Below are 17,418 nucleotides of genomic sequence, written 5' to 3' on the forward strand. Positions count from 1 at the left end.
GCCGCGGCATTAAGGACCCATCGGCGGTCTGGTCACCTGTCTCAGATGCGACATAGCCTTTAACGGCGGCGCAGGATGGGACTTCGACGATGGCAGCGCCACTCCCATGGTCAACGGCGACTGGCACTTCCTCTACTCCACCATCGAGTGGAGCGGATGCAACCAGGAGTATCCCGCTGTTCACGCCATCCCCGTCGTCTCCTGCTACGGCCAGAGCGATGGCGGTTATGGCGACGGTGTAGGAACTCCGCACGGCACCGGTCTCTCCGCCACCATCGACCACTCCAAGTTCATCTACAACACTCAGGATGGACTTGACCTTGGTCATATCGACACCGGTGGACCCTACACACTCAGCATCACCAACTCCATCGCCTACTCCAATAGCGGGGGAACCTTCAAGATCGGAGGCAACTTCGGTACCGCGGTGATCACCAACAATGTGGCCATCGGGGACTGCGACAGAATGGCTTACCCGATCAACGGAGCTCCAAGCACCTACAACGCCAATCTGGCCGACTTCTGCCGGGCAAGCGATGCCTTCCCCTTCGACTTCCGCCAGAACAGCAACTTCACCATCGCCAACAACACCATCGTGACCTACGCACCCACCATCTTCGACATCTCCTGCTGGGATGCTCCAGGCGTCCAGGGAGCAAACGGCAATGGATGCGGCGGAGCAACGCTCAACTTCCACGACAACATCGTCGTCGGATACGACAACCCCGCCACCTACCCCTGGGCAGTCAGCAGGGCGGACCCGGAGCCTGGTACTTCCAGGAAGCAGCCCCGAGCGGTAGCAAGTCCGGCACGGTCATAGGCACCATCAACCGCAGCAACAACGTCTACTACGGTATCGGACACGGCTTCACCTGCCCCACCGGCTACGCCAACGAGAAGTGCGTCAACCCAGACTTCGACAAGCAGCCCACTGGAAACGGTACGAGCTTCACCCCTACCGAACTCGACAACTTCAACTTCAACATCTCCTCAGGAAGCCCGGCAGCGGGAACTGGAGTTACCTACTCTGGCGTTCCGGCGACTGACTACAACGGAGTCAGTCGTCCGAACCCGCCCTCCATGGGAGCTGTCGAACCATAAATCGCAAGTCTCTGCGTGACCGTCGCCCCTGGCAACGATCTCTGTTGTATCGGGCGACGGTCGACAGCACGAGCAAGTTACATATTATGCAACGATGGCGGAACGGGTGGTTGGAGCAATTCGACCACCCGTTCCAAATCATCAGCCGTCAGGCCCGAGTCTCTACCAAGCCCGCGACCTAGCGTAAAAGCAACACGAACTGAACAAATTTCGGAACTAACTATGGCGTGTCTCTCAAAAGGGATACGCCATTTCCTGTTTGGCCCACACACACTTCGCTCTACATACCACAGAAGTGGGATGTTCCCTTTTGGCACGGAGTCCCATACTTTTTCAAAGTGGTTACTGTTGTGTGCAATTTACGACTTTAACTGCGCCCCTGATTGCCTGTCTCCTTTTGCAACTCTTCTGCAAGCAAGCCTGAATGAGTCGGTTAGCAATACCGCCCACTCACACGGAAGTGGCAGCTCAGATCTCCCATTGGGTAACTGTAGTCACCACTTTTAACCTATAACGTTCATCTCGAGAGCCTCAACCTGGCTACCAATGATGCCGTTATACGGATAACACGTTTGATTTTTCGGGGTGCAATTTGGGAAAAGTAATTAAGACGATCGCGGCGAGTCTAAGCATCACCCTCATCATCTTGTGCCTCGGTTGCGGATCGGGCATCACCGGACCGGCAGCTCCCAGCATCAGCCAGGTCACTCCGCAGACGATCCCCGCAGGCTCTCAAAGTCAGACCCTCAAGGTCACAGGCGCCAATTTCACCAGCGCCGCCGTCATTCTCTGGAATGGCTCCCCACTCAACACCTCCCTGGTCAACTCCACAACTCTGACCGGCACCATCGGGAGCAGCAATCTCGCCACGCCCTCCACTGCCAAGCTTCAGGTGCAGAACCAGGACACGAGAGCAGAGTCGCAGACCATTCCCGTCGTTGTCTCGGCGACCGCGACCGGCAACTCCCTCACGCCCCTCGCAATCACGGCGAACTCCTTACCTCTGGCTACTTCCGGCACCGCGTACTCTGCAACTCTTTCGGCGACGGGAGGAACCTCTCCCTACATTTGGAGTTTCGTTTCGGGAAACATCCCCGCAGGTCTCAGCCTATCCGCAAGCACCGGCACTCTCTCCGGCACTCCAACGACCAGCGGCAGCTACTCCTTTGTCCTATCGGTGACCGACTCCAGTTCACCCACACAATCGGCCACCGCTACGATCTCGCTGTCGGTGGCCGCAGCTGCTCCGGTCGTTCCGCCAACGCCTCCCCTGACCATTACCTCTTCGGCTCTGCCCACCGGCACCAGCGGCTCGTCTTATTCAGGTCTTCTGCAGGCCAATGGAGGCACCGCACCTTACCTCTGGTCGATCACGGGAGGCAGCTTACCCACTGGCCTCACCCTCGGAGGCAGCGGCCTGATCTCCGGCACCCCCATGACGAGCGGCAACTTCCCCATCACCATAACCGTTCAAGACTCCTCCTCAACTCCGCAGAACACGACCGTCTCGTTATACCTCTCGATCGTAGCCGCAGGATCACCGCTCTCAATTACCTCAAGCACGCTGCCTGCAGCGGCAGCAACCCAGCCCTACAGCGCCGCCCTCAACGCAGCGGGAGGCACCGCACCTTACACCTGGTCCGCCGGCAGCTCTCTACCCGCAGGACTCAGCCTGGCCTCCAACGGATCGATCTCAGGTACGCCGACCACCAGCGGGACCTTCCCCTTCAACGTCACCGTGACTGACTCCTCGAGTCCAACCCAAACGGCGCATGCCGCAGTCACGCTCACCATCGCGCCCACGCAGTTGACCATCACGTCCTCGACCCTGCCGCCCGGAACGATCGGTTCAAGTTACTCTCAATCCCTTCAGGCGGCCGGAGGCAGCGCACCTTATGTCTGGTCGGTCTCCTCAGGCAGTCTCCCCGCAGGACTCAGCCTCGCAACCAGCGGCTCAGTCCTGGGCACACCCACCACCACCGGAACCTTTAACTTCACCGCCACCGTCACCGACGCGAGCAGTCCCGCACAAAGCAAGTCTGTTCCGGTCTCGCTCAACATCGCCCCCGCAACACTGGCCATCACCTCTTCCAACCTTCCCTCTGGAACAGTCGGCGCGGGCTATTCGGTCGCCATCCAGGCGCAGGGAGGCACGAGCCCCTACACCTGGTCGATCTCCTCAGGAAGCCTGCCTTCAGGGCTGATCTTTGTCTCCTCCACCGGCATCGTCTCCGGAACGCCAACCGCAAGCGGCACCTTCAACTTCACCGCCACCGTCACCGACGCAGCCAGCCCTGCGCAGAGCAAGTCCGTCGCCGTCTCTCTCACCATTGCCCCGGCAACGCTGGCAATCACCTCTTCCACCCTCCCCTCCGGAACGAACGGTTCAGGTTATTCCAACGCACTCGAGGCGTCGGGAGGCACCGCTCCCTACACCTGGACGGTCACTGCAGGCGCCCTACCGGCCGGTCTCACCCTCGGCTCAACCACCGGCGTAGTCTCCGGCACACCCACCGCCAGCGGAAGCTTCACCTTCACCGCCAGCGTCTCTGACGCAGCCAGCCCAGCGCAGAGCAAGTCCGCAACAGTTTCACTCACCATCGCTCCCGCAACGCTCAACATCCTCACATCGACGCTTCCCTCTGCCACTCAAGGATCGAGCTACTCGAGCACATTGCGCACCAACGGAGGCACCGCGCCCTTCAGCTGGTCGATCACGGGAGGCAGCCTGCCTGCCGGACTTTCTCTTGGCGCGACAACCGGCATCGTCTCCGGCACACCCACAGCAAGCGGCAGCTTTAGCGTCACCGTGATGGTCAAGGACTCAGCCAGTACAGCGCAGACGGCAACTGTAACCTTGCCTCTCTCTGTGGTCGCCGCCGGATCGCCGCTCGCGATCACCTCCGGCACGCTGCACTCCGGTACAACGAACACCCCCTACACCGCCACTCTCAACGCCACCGGCGGCACAGCTCCTTACAGCTGGTCCATCACAGGCGGCAGCCTCCCCAGCGCGTTCACCCTCGCATCCAACGGCACTATCTCCGGCACACCGACAGCCAGCGGCACAGTCAGCTTCACCGCCACCGTCTCCGACGCCTCCAGTCCTGCTCAGACACAATCCGCCCCAATCTCGTTTGCCATCGCACCTCCGGCTCTGGCAATCATCACCTCGTCCCTGCCCTACGGAACACAGGGTTCGGCCTATTCAACCGGCGTCCAGGCAACCGGAGGAACCGCACCCTATAGCTGGTCGGTCACCTCAGGCGCTCTGCCAGCCGGACTCAGCCTGGGTACATCCACCGCCCTGGTCTCCGGCACCCCGACCGCGAGCGGAATATTCAACATCACTGCCACCGTCACCGACGCGGAGAGCCCAGCACAGACCAAGTCCGTCGCGCTCTCCATCGTTATCACACCCCTGCGCTGGCGATCACGACCTCGTCCTTCGCTACAGGCACTCAAGGCACCGCCTACTCCGCCTCCCTGCTCGCAACCGGTGGCACCGCGCCGTATGCCTGGTCGATCAGCACCGGCAGCCTTCCTGCCGGTCTCAGCCTCTCTACCAGCACGGGCCTGATCTCCGGCACCCCAACTGCCAGCGGAACCTTCAACTTCACCGCCACAGTCACCGACGCAGAGAACCCCGCTCAGTCCAGGTCTGCATCCGCGTCGATCGTCATCGCAGCGCCGGTCCTGGTCATCAACACCTCAGCCCTCTCCTCCGGCACTCAAGGCGCAGCCTATTCAAACGCCCTAGCCGCATCCGGCGGAACCACACCCTACAGCTGGTCGATCACCGCCGGCAGCTTACCCGCCGGACTGAGCCTCTCCTCCAGTACCGGCCTCATCTCCGGTACTCCCACAGCAAATGGAACCTTCAGCATCACCGTGACCGTTGCGGACGCGTCAAATCCCGCACAGACGAAGTCTGCCGCACTCTCACTCGTCATCGCTCCTCCTGCCCTCGCCATCACCACCACGTCGGTGCCTTCGGGAACTCAGGGCACAACCTATTCGACCGCCCTGCTGGCGACCGGCGGAACCACACCCTACAGCTGGTCGATCACCTCCGGCAGCTTACCCGCAGGACTTAGCCTCTCCGCCGGCACGGGCGTCATCTCCGGTACTCCCACAGCAAATGGAACCTCCAACATCACAGCAACCGTCACCGACGCATCGAACCCTGCTCAATCAAAATCCGTCGCAGTCTCACTCGTCATAGCACCTCCAGCCCTGCTGCTTACCACCCCATCCTTACCCGCCGGAACCCAAAACACGAGCTACTCGAAGACACTCACTGCGACAGGCGGCACAGCCCCTATAGCTGGTCGATCGTCTCTGGAAGCCTTCCCGCCGGACTCAGCCTTTCCGCTACCACCGGCATCCTCTCCGGCACGCCCACAGCCAGCGGCAGCTTCTCCGTTACCGTAGCGGTCAAAGATTCAAGCTCCACCCAGCAGACTGCAAACGGTGCCTTCACATTCACCATCGCTCCGCCTGCACTGATCATCACCTCATCGTCCACTCTCGCCTCAGGTACGACGAACAAGGCCTACAGCTCTACCCTTACCGCGACAGGCGGCACAGCTCCCTATAGTTGGTCGATCTCCTCGGGAAGCCTCCCGGCCGGCCTCACCATCTCGGCCAGCACCGGCATTATCTCCGGCACGCCCACAGCCAGCGGCAGCTTCTCCATCACGGTAGCGGTCAAAGACTCGAGCTCTACCCAACAGACTGCCACCGCTACTCTCTCACTCGCCGTCGCTCCACCTGCACTCGCAATCACCTCTTCCTCCACGCTTGCCTCCGGCACGGCGAACAAGGCCTACAGCTCGACCCTCACCGCAACCGGCGGCACAGTCCCTTACGCTTGGTCCATCGTCTCCGGCAGCCTTCCGGCGGGACTCAGCCTCTCGGCCAGCACCGGCATTATCTCCGGTACACCCACAGCCAGCGGCAGCTTCTCCGTTACCGTAGCGGTCAAAGACTCAAGCTCCACCCAGCAGACTGCAACTGCGACTCTCTCACTCACCATCGCGGCGGGTACTCCTGCACTCGCGATCACCTCTTCCTCCACTCTCGCCTCAGGCACGACGAACAAGGCGTACAGCGCCACCCTCACCGCAACTGGCGGCACGACTCCCTACAGCTGGTCCATCACGACGGGAAGCTTGCCCTCCGGCCTCAGCCTCGCAGCCAGTACGGGCATCCTCTCCGGCACACCAACCGCAGCCGCAACCGTCAATCTCACCGTCACAGTCACCGACTCGTCCAGCCCCGCACAGACGAAGTCTTCATCCGTCTCGTTCACCATCGCGACTCCGGCGCTCACGATCACCACCGGGACGCTAACCTCCGGCACCGACGGCACTGCCTACTCGGCACCGATGACAGCGACTGGCGGCACTCCGGCCTACACCTGGTCGATCACCTCCGGCACTCTACCCGCGGGCCTCACGCTGGCCGCAACCACCGGCATCATCTCCGGTACGCCGTCGGCCACCGGCACCTCCAGCTTCACCGCAACCGTCACCGACAACAGCAGCCCCGCACAAACCCAATCCGCTTCAGCCGCAATCACCATCGCAGCTGCGGCACCGCCGAACCCTGGCACCACCTGGTACATCCGCCCCGACGGTGGTACTCGCTACTCTTCGCGTGTGACAGCAGGCCAGTGCGATGGCAAGGCCGATGTAGCGTACTCCGGCAGCGGCACCAACCAGCACTGCGCCTTCAAGGATCCCCGCTATCTCTGGGATGACCAGAGCTACGGCAACAACGCCTGGGTCATCGCCGGCGGCGACACTGTCATCCTTCGCGGCGGCCCATGGCGCATCGGCTTCGACAAGGCTCCCGGCAGTTGCAGCGGCGCAGGCTGCGGCGCAGGCTACACCTGGTGCTTCGGCGGCGGCGGCAACTACGGCTGCTACAACCCCCGATCCCGGCAGGAACGGCCAGTCAGCACACCCGCATCCTGGGCGAGAACTACGCCTCCTGCAACAGTGGCGGCGTTACCAATCGCTCGCAGCTCACGCAGATCTTCGGCGGATTCGGCGTCACCGAAGCCCTCAACCTCACCGGCGCGAAGTACGTCGACGTAGAGTGCCTCGAAGTAACCCGACACTCGCAGTGCATCGCCTTCGGAAGCCCCGCCGTTCCTGCCGGCTGCGTCAGTGGCTCGGCAGACGACTACGACTCCGACGGCATCCACACCGACAACACCACCCACGATCTGCTCATGCAGGATCTTTGGATCCACGGGCACATCGGCCGCGGCATTAAGGGACCCATCGGCGGTCTGGTCACCTGTCTCAGATGCGACATAGCCTTTAACGGCGGCGCAGGATGGGACTTCGACGATGGCAGCGCCACTCCCATGGTCAACGGCGACTGGCACTTCCTCTACTCCACCATCGAGTGGAGCGGATGCAACCAGGAGTACCCCGCTGTTCACGCCATCCCCGTCGTCTCCTGTTATGGCCAGAGCGATGGCGGTTATGGCGACGGTGTAGGAACTCCGCACGGCACCGGTCTCTCCGCCACCATCGACCACTCCAAGTTCATCTACAACACTCAGGATGGACTTGACCTTGGTCATATCGACACCGGCGGACCCTATACCCTCAGCATCACCAACTCCATCGCATACTCCAACAGCGGAGGCAGCTTCAAGATCGGTGGCAACTTCGGCACCGCGATGATCACCAACAACGTCGCCATCGGAGACTGCATGAGGCTGTCCGCTCCGATTACAGGAGCGCCGAGCACCTACAACGCCAACCTGGCCGACTTCTGCCGCGCCGACGACACCTTCCCCTTCGACTTCCGCCAGAATAGCCAATTCACCATCTCCAATAACACCATCGTGACCTACTCGCCCACCATCTTCGACATCTCCTGCTGGGATGCTCCAGGCGTCCAGGGAGCAAACGGCAATGGATGCGGCGGAGCAACGCTCAACTTCCACGACAATATCGTCGTCGGATACGACAACCCCGCAACCTACAACCTCGGCGGACAACAAGGCGGCCCCGGAGCCTGGTACTTCCAGGAACCGGCCCCCAGTGGAAGTACCTCTGGCACAGTCATAGGCACCATCAACCGCAGCAACAATATCTACTACGGCATGGGACACGGCTTCACCTGCCCCACCGGCTACGCCAGCGAGAAGTGCGTCACCCCGGACTTCATCAATCAAGCCACAGGGACCGGCAGCACCTTCACCGCGTCCGAACTCGATAACTTCAACTTCAACATCTCCTCTGGAAGCGCGGCAGCAGGAACCGGAATAACCTATACTGGCGTTCCGGCCACCGACTACAACGGTGTCAGCCGTCCGAATCCGCCTTCCATGGGAGCCGTTGAACCATGATCCTTCGCCGCACCGCCCTGTTTTTGTTCTTTGCTCTACTAGCTTCGCTGCCACTGTCAGGAGAAACCTGGTACATCCGTCACGATGGAGGCACCCGCTCCTCAAAAGAACACTCAGGGCAGTGTGACGGCAAAACAGACGCCCCCTATCGCAAAGGCTCAGGCCAGCATTGCGCCTTTAGCGACTACCGTTATCTCTGGGACGACCAGACCTACAACAGCGACGCGTGGGTCATCGCCGGCGGTGACACCGTCATCATCCACGACGGCCCCTGGCGAGTAGGCTGGGACGCCGCAACCGGCAAGGGCGCCGGATACACCTGGTGTCTGGGCGGTGGAACCTCTGGCTGCAGCAATCCACCCATCCCCTCCGGAACACCCGCTAAGCACACCCGCATCCTGGGCGAAAACTACGCAAATTGCGGAACCCCGGAGGCCACCGACAAATCAAAACTCACCCAGATCTTCGGCGGATTTGGAGTGTGGACTCCGCTCAATCTGCAAGGCGCTCAGTACGTCGATATCGAGTGCATCGACGTCGCGCGTCATTCGCAATGCGTCTTCTTCGGTGATCCCCCCGTCCCCGCTCCCTGCAATCGAGGCGGCCCCAAAGACGACTACGACTCCGACGGCGTCGTTACCGACGTCCACACCCACGACCTTCTTCTGCAGGATATGTGGATTCACGGACACGTCGGTCGCGGCATCAAAGGGCCAATCGGAGGACTCGTCACCTGCACCCGCTGCGATATCGCCTACAACGGTGGCGCAGGCTGGGACTTCGACGACGGCAACGGCACCCCCAGCGTTCACGCCACCTGGAACTTCAACTACTCCACTATCGAGTGGAACGGCTGCAATCAGGCCTATCCCGGCCCCGGCGCAATCTCCTGCTACGGCCAGAGCAACGGAGGATATGGAGACGGCGTCGGAACCCCGATGGGCATGTGTCTCGCCACAAATATCGATCACTCAAAGTTCATCTACAACACCCAGGATGGACTCGATCTGGGACACGGCGACAAAGGAACAGACTGCCCGCTCACCATCACCAACTCCATCGCGTACGGTAACGGAGGAGGCTCGTTCAAGTGGGGCGGCAACGAGAATCCCGCCGTCTTCACCAACAACATCGCGATCGGAAACTGCGTCCGAATGTCTGAACCGATTCCCGGCCAGCCCGTCACCTTCAACGCTCACCTGGCAGACTTTTGTCGCGCCGAAGATGCTCTCCCATTCGATTTTCGTCAGGGTGGCACGGTTCTATTCGCCAACAACACCATCGTCTCCTATGCCCCCACCACCTTCGACATCGACTGCTGGGACCCAAGCTGCTCCGATAGCACTCTCACCTTCAAGAACAACATCGTCCTCGGATATGACAATCCCAAAACCTACAACCTCGGCGGAAAACCCGAGGGCCCAGGCGGCTTCTACTTCCAAAAACCATCGGGCACATCGTTCGCAGCAACAATATCTTCTATGGACTAAGAGGGCTTCGCTGCCCGACCGGACACACTGGCGAGAAGTGTGAAAATCCGCAGTTCGTCTCACAGCCCCACTTCTCCTCTGAAAAAGATCTCGACGACTTCAACTTTCACCTTTCACCCTCGAGCCCCGCCCGCGGTAACGGAGTACGCATCCCCGAGGTCCAATCCGACTACGAAGGAAAGCCCCGGCCCCCACCGGCAACTACGACATAGGCGCCAGCCAACACTGACCATCGCCAAATCGTTCGCGCGGGAATCTTCAATGGCCCATTTGCGTAGTTGCGGAGCATTTCTGCGGTCAGGCATACTAGGTCATGCCTGAATCTCGTCTGCGCCAACTCCTGAAATTCATTCGAGTATTTGGCATCGCAGCGGGCATCCGTCTCTGGTTTTCTCTACTCAGCCAAACGAATCGCAAGTCCGGCTTAATTCAACTTCATCTTCCAAACCTTCCAGCACCAATCCACCTCCGCCAACAGGACCTGCCCATCTTTTGGCAGATCCTGGTCATGAAAGAGAACGACTTCGAATCGTTACCCCAAGCCCAGCGCGTGAGGGACACTTACAAGAAGATTCTGTCCCAAGGCAACCAGCCCGTCATCGTTGACTGCGGCGGTCACATCGGCCTCTCCTCCGTATGGTTTGCCTCCCATTATCCGGACGCTGCGCTCTACTGCGTTGAACCCGACAAGAGCAACTTCGCCCTTCTCCAGCAAAACACCGCGTCCTATCCAAACGTAACCTGCCTGAACGGCGGCGTATGGAACAAGCCGTGCCATCTGGAGATTCAGAATCCGCTCGGCGGAAGCGCGTCGTTTCGTCTGCAGGAGACATCGGCCCCTTCAGACTCCTCATCGTCCAGCGTGCTGCGCGCCTACACCGTTCTCGAGGTTCTTCAACGCGCCGAGAAGAACCGCCTCTTCCTGGTAAAGATGGATATCGAGGGAGGCGAAGCGCAGGTCTTTCAGGACTCCGCGGAGTGGCTGAAACTCACCGCGGTGCTGATCATCGAACTGCACGACTGGCTCATGCCGGCACAGGGCACCAGCAAAAACTTCTTCAAGCGGCTCGGCGAAAATAACTTCGATGTCGTCCTTCGAGGCGAGAATCTCCTCCTCTTCCAGGTTGCTGGTCAGGACGCAACGACAGCCCAGCCTCTTCGCGAAGAGATCGTGATGGCCAAATCCTGAGACGCACCGATCATCGGTAAAGCCCCGCATACCGCAGTAGAAACGACCCCGCCGTCCGCACGTTGCTCAAGTCGAGCGGATAGAGTGCCAACGCACGCAGCGAACTCTGTACCGCTCCCTGCATCTGTTTCCTAAGCCCAAAGGCCTCGGCTCGCTGGCGATAGATGTGGCTCAAGGCGATCCGACGAGCTTTCATCCCGCACCCAGGAGCCCCATAATGCTTTTCAATGAATCGCAGTTGAGCCTTCAGCATTCCGTCGGAATCAGTTGTCAGCGAGTCGTCTGAGGTTCTGTAGAGAGAGATCACTCTCGGCGCAAACCCAACCTCATAGTGAAACGCCATACGGAGCCAGAGATCGCGGTCCTCGGTCTGCTTCAAGGTCTCATCGAACACGCCAACTTTATCTGTACACGCTTTGCGAAACATCATCGAAGACGTAGGAAGCTGCACACTCCTCATGTAAATGTACGGGGCAATCTTTCCCTTGGCGTTTCGTCGATTGCCCTTAAACGTATCAATCACCGAACCCTCCGAATCGATACGAGAGATGAGCCCATACGCGAGTCCAACCTCCGGACGGTCCTCAAAACATCGCAGCGATTCGGCCAGACGCCAGGGCAGCCAGACATCATCCGCATCCAGCAGCGCCAGAAACTCCGCAGTCGCGTGGCGTATTCCGTTGTTCCGCGCTGCCGACACCCCGCCATTGCTCTGTTTGATGTACACAAGTTTAGGGCCCAATCGCTTCTGGTAAGAAGCGACGATATCGGCAGTATTGTCCGTGCTGCCGTCATCTATCAGCAGAATCCTCCAGTCTTCGAAGGTCTGCGCCAGAACGCTATCAAGTGCAATCGGCAGATATTTTGCGGTGTTGTACGTCGGTACAATAATGTCAACTGTCGCCATTACCACAATCTCTCTTCTTAAGCGGCTCGCCTCGTACAACCCGAATTGCATCGGCAAACTCAGGATCTATTCTGCCACGGCGATCTCACAAGGACTTGAAAGCCTGATATGCGCAGTATTACAGACGGTTGATACATGTTTGCTCTCTTTTCGCCTCGATCCAAATAAGTACCTTCCGATTTGAATCACAACAAAGAAAGTCACGGAATGCTTCGTCGAAATCCCTATGGCTGACGTAACCTAAGTCACCATTCATCTAATAGGATCTACCCCAGAATAGCTACTACCCAAAAGATACTTGCCCAACAATCGGAACCACGAAACAATAAACTCCAATAAACGGATTGGGAGAGGCTCAGCATGTTTTTTCGCGCACGACGGGCGCTTCAAAGGGCCTGGTTTGATCTCAACTGTCGGTCTCTCCTCAAAACATCTCCCATCGCCTCCAGTGACCCCTCGCTGACCCTCGTCTCGATGGTCTGTCACGGCGAGGTCCTCATGTACCTGCTCGCCGCAAAGTCCTTCTGCAATCAACTCGGAAGAAATCCGCAGGTCGTCGTGCTTAATGACGGATCATTTACCGAATCCGACTATACAACGATCCGCAAACACATACCTGCAGCAAAGATCGTTTCCATCTCTGAAGTAGCCCCGGCCAACACACCGAAAGGAAGCTGCTGGGAGCGTCTTCTTCTCATCAGCGACCTCGTAGCCGACACCTTCGTCGTTCAGCTCGACTCCGACACCCTCACAACAGGTTCCATCGTCGAAGTGCAGCAGTGCATCGACGCAAACCGCAGCTTCACTCTCCTCGGCGACCGTTCCTTCCCCGAGGTGGAACCCATGACCGATGCCTGCCTGCGCTCGAAGACCAACCTCCATCCCATGGTGCAGGCAGTCTGCGAACGAAACTTCGACCAGCTTCCCGAAAGCGAATCCCTTCTGTACATTCGCGGCAACGCCGGCTTCAACGGTTTCGCCAAAGGATCGATCAACCGTGAAAAAGTGGAGTGGTTCTCCGAACTCATGCGGCGCCTTGCAAAGGATCAGTGGAATGACTGGGGTAGCGAGCAGCTTACCTCGAATCTCCTGATCGCAAACTCAGGCGGAGCCAAACCTCTTCCAGCCCCGAAGTACCTCTCCTACTGGGCCCACCCCGACGTCCCCTACGAAGACTCCGCCTTCATCCACTTCATCGGCCCCTATCGCTTCTCCAAAGGCTTCTACCTGAGGAAAGCAAAGAAAGCGATCGCGTCTTTAGCCCCCGCCTGACTCCGACCAACGGGAGGATCTACGCAGTTCACCAGTCAAGACATACAAGTCACGAAGTGACCGCCCCACGCGTAGTGGGCCCGTCCGGCAGGACGCGCCTCCGTTAGCCCCATCTAGCAACGAACGATCTTGTCCGACTTGATCCCCTTCGTCGCATTCCGCGAGTCCACCACCACCTTCGACTTGCTTACAATTTCCTTGTAGTCGTAGTCCGTGTGGTCCGTCATGATCAGAACGCAGTCATACTGCCCCAGATCATCGAGCGGCGTACAGGTCATATTCAGGTTGTAGTGCCGCCCTCTGCCCACCGTCGGGAAGTACGGATCGTTGTACTGCACCTCCGCCCCCTGCTCCCGAAGCAACTCGATCACGGTCAGCGATGGCGACTCCCGAAGGTCATCGATGTCCTTCTTGTAAGCCATGCCCAGCATCAGAATGCGCGACCCGTTCACAGCCTTCTTATTCTGGTTCAGCCCCTTCGCGACATACTGCACCACATGCGCAGGCATCGCCTCATTCACCTCTCCCGCCAGTTCAATGAAGCGCGTATTGAAGTCGTACTCCTTAGCCTTCCAACTCAAATAAAACGGATCGATCGGAATGCAGTGTCCACCCAGCCCCGGGCCCGGATAAAACGGATGAAAGCCGAAGGGCTTCGTCGCCGCAGCGTCGATCACCTCCCAGATATCCATCCCCATCTTCAGCGCCAGCACCTTCAATTCATTCACCAACGCAATATTCACGCAGCGATAGATATTCTCCAATAGCTTGGTCATCTCGGCCGCGCGCGTCGACGACACCCTAACCGACCGCGTAAAGATACCCTCATACATCACCGCCGCCAGCTCCGTAGCAATCTCTTCATGGCCGCCGACGACCTTCGGAATATTGTGGCGCGCCACGGTAGTATTGCCCGGATCTTCGCGCTCAGGCGAGAAGGCAACATAGAACACTCCACGCTCCGCCACCGCTCCCTGGCCCTGCACCTTCAGCCCGTTGCGGTTGTGCGCCTCGAGGATCGGGATCATCAGATCCTCTGTCGTCCCCGGGTACGTCGTACTCTCCAGCACCACCAGCTGCCCCTCCTGCAACCACGGGGCGGCGGCCTTCGCCGTATTCTCCACGTAGCTCAGGTCCGGCTCGCGATGTTCGGTCAGCGGCGTCGGCACACACATGATGATGGCATCCTGATCCGAAAGCCCCGCAAAGTCCGCCGTAGCCTTGAAGCCTTGCTTCCGCGCGCTCTGAATCTCCTCCGCAGCGATCCGGAAAATATAAGACCGGCCCGCTTCGAGATCTGTAACTTTTTTAGTATCAATATCAAATCCTGTCACCTTGAAACCCGCCTCCGACAGAAGCAGAGACAACGGCAACCCCACATACCCGAGCCCGATCACTCCGATCTTCGCGGTACGGTTCTCCAGACGCGCCATGCGCACTTGTGCAATCTTTGGTAGAACAACCTGGCTTTGTGTAGACATAGTCTCGATTATCGCATCCACCTTCTGCACTTCCATCTCCAGAAACTCGACCAAAACAATCGAATTCCTCATCAATTAATCGCCTTCGCGACCTGGCTGCCTACTCCGCACTGAAACCCCGTGCAACAATCAGGTCAGTTTCACCCGAAAACCTCAAAAAGTACTGTTCTTAGTTTCTAACTCATCACCATACCAATGGATCAGTCCTCTTCGGTCGTCCAGGTCGCACGAAAGTCGCATTGACTTGCATCTTCTCGCTCATCAAAATTTAAATCATGCCGTCCATTTACCCTCGGCACTAGCTTTCGTCCTGCAAACCCTGATAATAAGGGAGGCATAACGTCACGAAACATCTTTTGAACATCCCAGCACGGTACGTCTGGGGGAGGAATGATGGCCCGTTATCTCATCACCGGAATTGCAGGCTTCATCGGTTCATCGCTGGCCCACGCTCTCGTCGAGCAGGGACACGACGTACGCGGCATCGACAATCTCTCCACCGGAGACCTCGACAACCTCGCAGATATCCGCCACTCCATCGACTTCCAGGAGATGGACCTCCAGGACGCCGCCGGCATCAAATCCGCCTGCGAAGGCGTCGACTATATCCTCCATCAGGGAGCCCTCGCCTCGGTCCCTCGTTCCGTCAAAGATCCCCTCACCTCGCACGAGTCCAACATCAACGGCACCCTCAACCTTCTCATCGCCGCGCGCGACGCCAAGGTTCGCCGCATCGTCTACGCGGCCTCTTCCTCTGCCTACGGCGACCAGCCCACCCAGCCCAAGCAGGAAGACATGCTGCCGCGTCCGCTCTCTCCCTACGCCGTCCAGAAGCTCACCTGCGAGTACTACATCCAGTCCTTCTACCGCGCCTATGGCCTCGAAGGCGTCTGCCTGCGCTACTTCAACATCTTCGGCCCCCGCCAGGCAGCCGACTCGCCCTACTCCGGCGTCATCGCCCAGTTCACCTTCAAGATGATGGAGGGCATCACCCCCACCATCTTCGGCGATGGCCTCACCAGCCGCGACTTCAACTACATCGACAACGCCGTCAGCGCCAACCTTCTCGCCTGCCTCGCGCCCAGCGAAGTAGCCACTGGCCGCGTCTTCAACATCGGCACCGGCAGAAGCCACACCCTCAACGAGGTCTACGCCGCCATCGCCGAACAACTCGGCTTCACCGCCCAGCCAATCTATGGCCCTCCCAGGGCAGGCGACATCCAGCACTCCCTGGCCGACATCACCCGCGCCACCCAGGAGCTCGGATACCAGCCAAAAGCACACTTCCACGAAGGCCTGAAGAAGACCGTCGCCTGGTACCTCGAAGAGAAGCAGAAAAGAGAAGTCACGGCTCTCAGAGCCTGATAAAACGGCTGCCAGAGTATCTGGCAGCCATCGAAGCAACGCATCGGTACCACTTCGTTCGAGACCGATTCCTCTCGCGGGGAGTCAGCCCGAAACCTACGCGCGCATCCGCAGCATCAGCACACCTGCAGAGCCAATCAAGCCCGTCCCAAGAAGTAAAAGCGAGCTGGGCTCAGGAACCGAGGAGACTGTTCCGTAGAAGTCGACTCCAAAGTCCGCTCCTCCAGCCTGAACGACCTGGAACGTCAGCGTATTGACCCCATCTACGAAATCACTCGACGGAAGGTACATCAACGTGCCAGAGCCTGTGCACGTTGGCGTTCCGTTCGAACAATGCGGATAAGACGATCCCGTCGGGACGTTCAAGATCTGCCCGTTCAAAAACACTATCGCCGTGTCGTCTGCCAGGACTGAGATCGAACCACTGTAGTCGGATGGATCTTTGGTCTCAATATCAAACGTGCTGGTAAAAAATAATTGCCATTCGGCGTGCTGACGAATGGACTCGACTCCGGACTGGTCTGCGCATACGACACCCAGCTCGAATCACCGATCGGCAGACTCCACACCGCGCTATTGGTAATGGGAAGATATTGTGTACCAATCAAAGGATCTACCGGTGCTGTGAAGTCAGGTAATCCATCGCTATACGCATAGCTCGGCGGCGCGATCACAGCTAAAGCAGAGTTATTGTTGCCACCATTGCCCGCATCCTGACCGTAGCTTCCCAGAGACAGAGTATCGGCAGAGGCGAACGTAGTTGCGACCACGAACACCACTCCCAAAGCAGAGAGTTTCAAAATCAGTTTCATGAAAAGGGCCTCCTGAATTCCGCTAAACGCGGCTAATCCTGAACCGTGGTCTGCCACGATCTCGTACATGCGCGCCTGTCACTGCCTTTTATTTGGCCGGCCGATTTAGCGGCGGTTCTGAAAGGCGATCATGCAACCCTGGATGCAGCTTGGCGCCCAAACGAGAGGTGCTTAGAATCAAACATTTATTGGCGCAACGGAGAATCAAACGGCAAAAATTTGCATAGTCACACCACGAATGTGACAATCTTTGCCACTTGCCTGCCGGAAATTGCACATCAGCGTTGAACCTCTCAAATCTCTCTAGCGTCCGAATCTAAGAATGGATTCCGTAACGATTGCACCCCTGCCAACTGCCCTCTTGATTCGCATCTCAGTAAACGGAACCGCTGCAAACGCTGTCACTTGGGGCAAAATTCCTTTCGC

The 17,418-nt window shown here is 58.7% G+C and carries 12 protein-coding genes and 2 pseudogenes; 10 read left to right on the top strand and 4 right to left on the bottom strand.

The features are described from left to right. Positions 1-106: 106 nt before the first annotated feature. The 8 genes and pseudogenes from RBB80_RS32885 (at position 107) to RBB80_RS32920 (ending at position 11,155) form a co-directional block, all read left to right on the top strand. Positions 107-820, top strand: a complete 714-nt coding sequence (locus tag RBB80_RS32885) for a hypothetical protein (RefSeq protein ID WP_433966271.1) — start codon at positions 107-109, stop codon at positions 818-820. An 873-nt stretch (positions 821-1,693) separates the two neighbouring features. After that, on the top strand, positions 1,694-4,681 hold the full coding sequence (locus RBB80_RS32890; protein WP_433966272.1) for a beta strand repeat-containing protein: 2,988 nt from the start codon (positions 1,694-1,696) through the stop codon (positions 4,679-4,681). Continuing rightward, positions 4,588-4,977, top strand: a pseudogene (locus RBB80_RS32895) (Ig domain-containing protein); the annotation flags it as partial. The gene RBB80_RS32890 and the pseudogene RBB80_RS32895, both read left to right, overlap by 94 nt. Positions 4,978-4,992: 15 nt before the next feature. After that, on the top strand, positions 4,993-5,535 hold the full coding sequence (locus RBB80_RS32900; RefSeq protein ID WP_433966273.1) for an Ig domain-containing protein: 543 nt from the start codon (positions 4,993-4,995) through the stop codon (positions 5,533-5,535). Next, positions 5,436-6,668 (top strand): annotated as a pseudogene (locus RBB80_RS32905) (putative Ig domain-containing protein); the annotation flags it as partial. The gene RBB80_RS32900 and the pseudogene RBB80_RS32905, both read left to right, overlap by 100 nt. A 332-nt stretch (positions 6,669-7,000) precedes the next feature. Beyond that, positions 7,001-8,476 carry a hypothetical protein gene (locus RBB80_RS32910; protein ID WP_433966274.1) on the top strand — a complete coding sequence of 492 codons (1,476 nt, stop codon included), beginning with the start codon at positions 7,001-7,003 and terminating at the stop codon, positions 8,474-8,476. Next, positions 8,473-9,966, top strand: a complete 1,494-nt coding sequence (locus tag RBB80_RS32915) for a hypothetical protein (RefSeq protein ID WP_433966275.1) — start codon at positions 8,473-8,475, stop codon at positions 9,964-9,966. The genes RBB80_RS32910 and RBB80_RS32915 overlap by 4 nt, the downstream gene beginning before the upstream one ends. A gap of 313 nt (positions 9,967-10,279) precedes the next feature. After that, on the top strand, positions 10,280-11,155 hold the full coding sequence (locus RBB80_RS32920; RefSeq protein ID WP_433966276.1) for an FkbM family methyltransferase: 876 nt from the start codon (positions 10,280-10,282) through the stop codon (positions 11,153-11,155). A 10-nt stretch (positions 11,156-11,165) separates the two neighbouring features. Here the strand turns inward: RBB80_RS32920 and RBB80_RS32925 are convergent, their stop codons facing one another. After that, entirely contained in the window at positions 11,166-12,062 is an 897-nt protein-coding gene (locus RBB80_RS32925; RefSeq protein ID WP_433966277.1) for a glycosyltransferase family A protein, read from the bottom strand. A 360-nt stretch (positions 12,063-12,422) separates the two neighbouring features. Here RBB80_RS32925 and RBB80_RS32930 point away from each other — a divergent pair, with 360 nt between their 5' ends. After that, positions 12,423-13,334, top strand: a complete 912-nt coding sequence (locus RBB80_RS32930) for a hypothetical protein (protein WP_433966278.1) — start codon at positions 12,423-12,425, stop codon at positions 13,332-13,334. A gap of 113 nt (positions 13,335-13,447) precedes the next feature. Here the strand turns inward: RBB80_RS32930 and RBB80_RS32935 are convergent, their stop codons facing one another. Beyond that, a complete protein-coding gene (locus RBB80_RS32935) occupies positions 13,448-14,815 on the bottom strand; it encodes a nucleotide sugar dehydrogenase (protein ID WP_433970003.1) in 1,368 nt (455 codons plus the stop codon). 393 nt (positions 14,816-15,208) lie between these two features. Between RBB80_RS32935 and RBB80_RS32940 the strand changes: the two genes are divergently transcribed. Further along, positions 15,209-16,180, top strand: coding sequence for an SDR family oxidoreductase (locus RBB80_RS32940; RefSeq protein WP_433970004.1), 972 nt, complete (start codon positions 15,209-15,211; stop codon positions 16,178-16,180). 96 nt (positions 16,181-16,276) lie between these two features. On the opposite strand, the gene RBB80_RS32945 is transcribed toward RBB80_RS32940, so the two are convergent. Both RBB80_RS32945 and RBB80_RS32950 read right to left on the bottom strand, forming a co-directional pair. After that, entirely contained in the window at positions 16,277-16,561 is a 285-nt protein-coding gene (locus tag RBB80_RS32945; protein ID WP_433966279.1) for a PEP-CTERM sorting domain-containing protein, read from the bottom strand. Positions 16,562-16,566: 5 nt separating this feature from the next. After that, entirely contained in the window at positions 16,567-16,992 is a 426-nt protein-coding gene (locus RBB80_RS32950; protein WP_433966280.1) for a hypothetical protein, read from the bottom strand. Positions 16,993-17,418: the final 426 nt, after the last annotated feature.

This window comes from Tunturiibacter gelidiferens (assembly GCF_051013345.1).
GTDB lineage: Bacteria > Acidobacteriota > Terriglobia > Terriglobales > Acidobacteriaceae > Edaphobacter > Edaphobacter gelidiferens_A.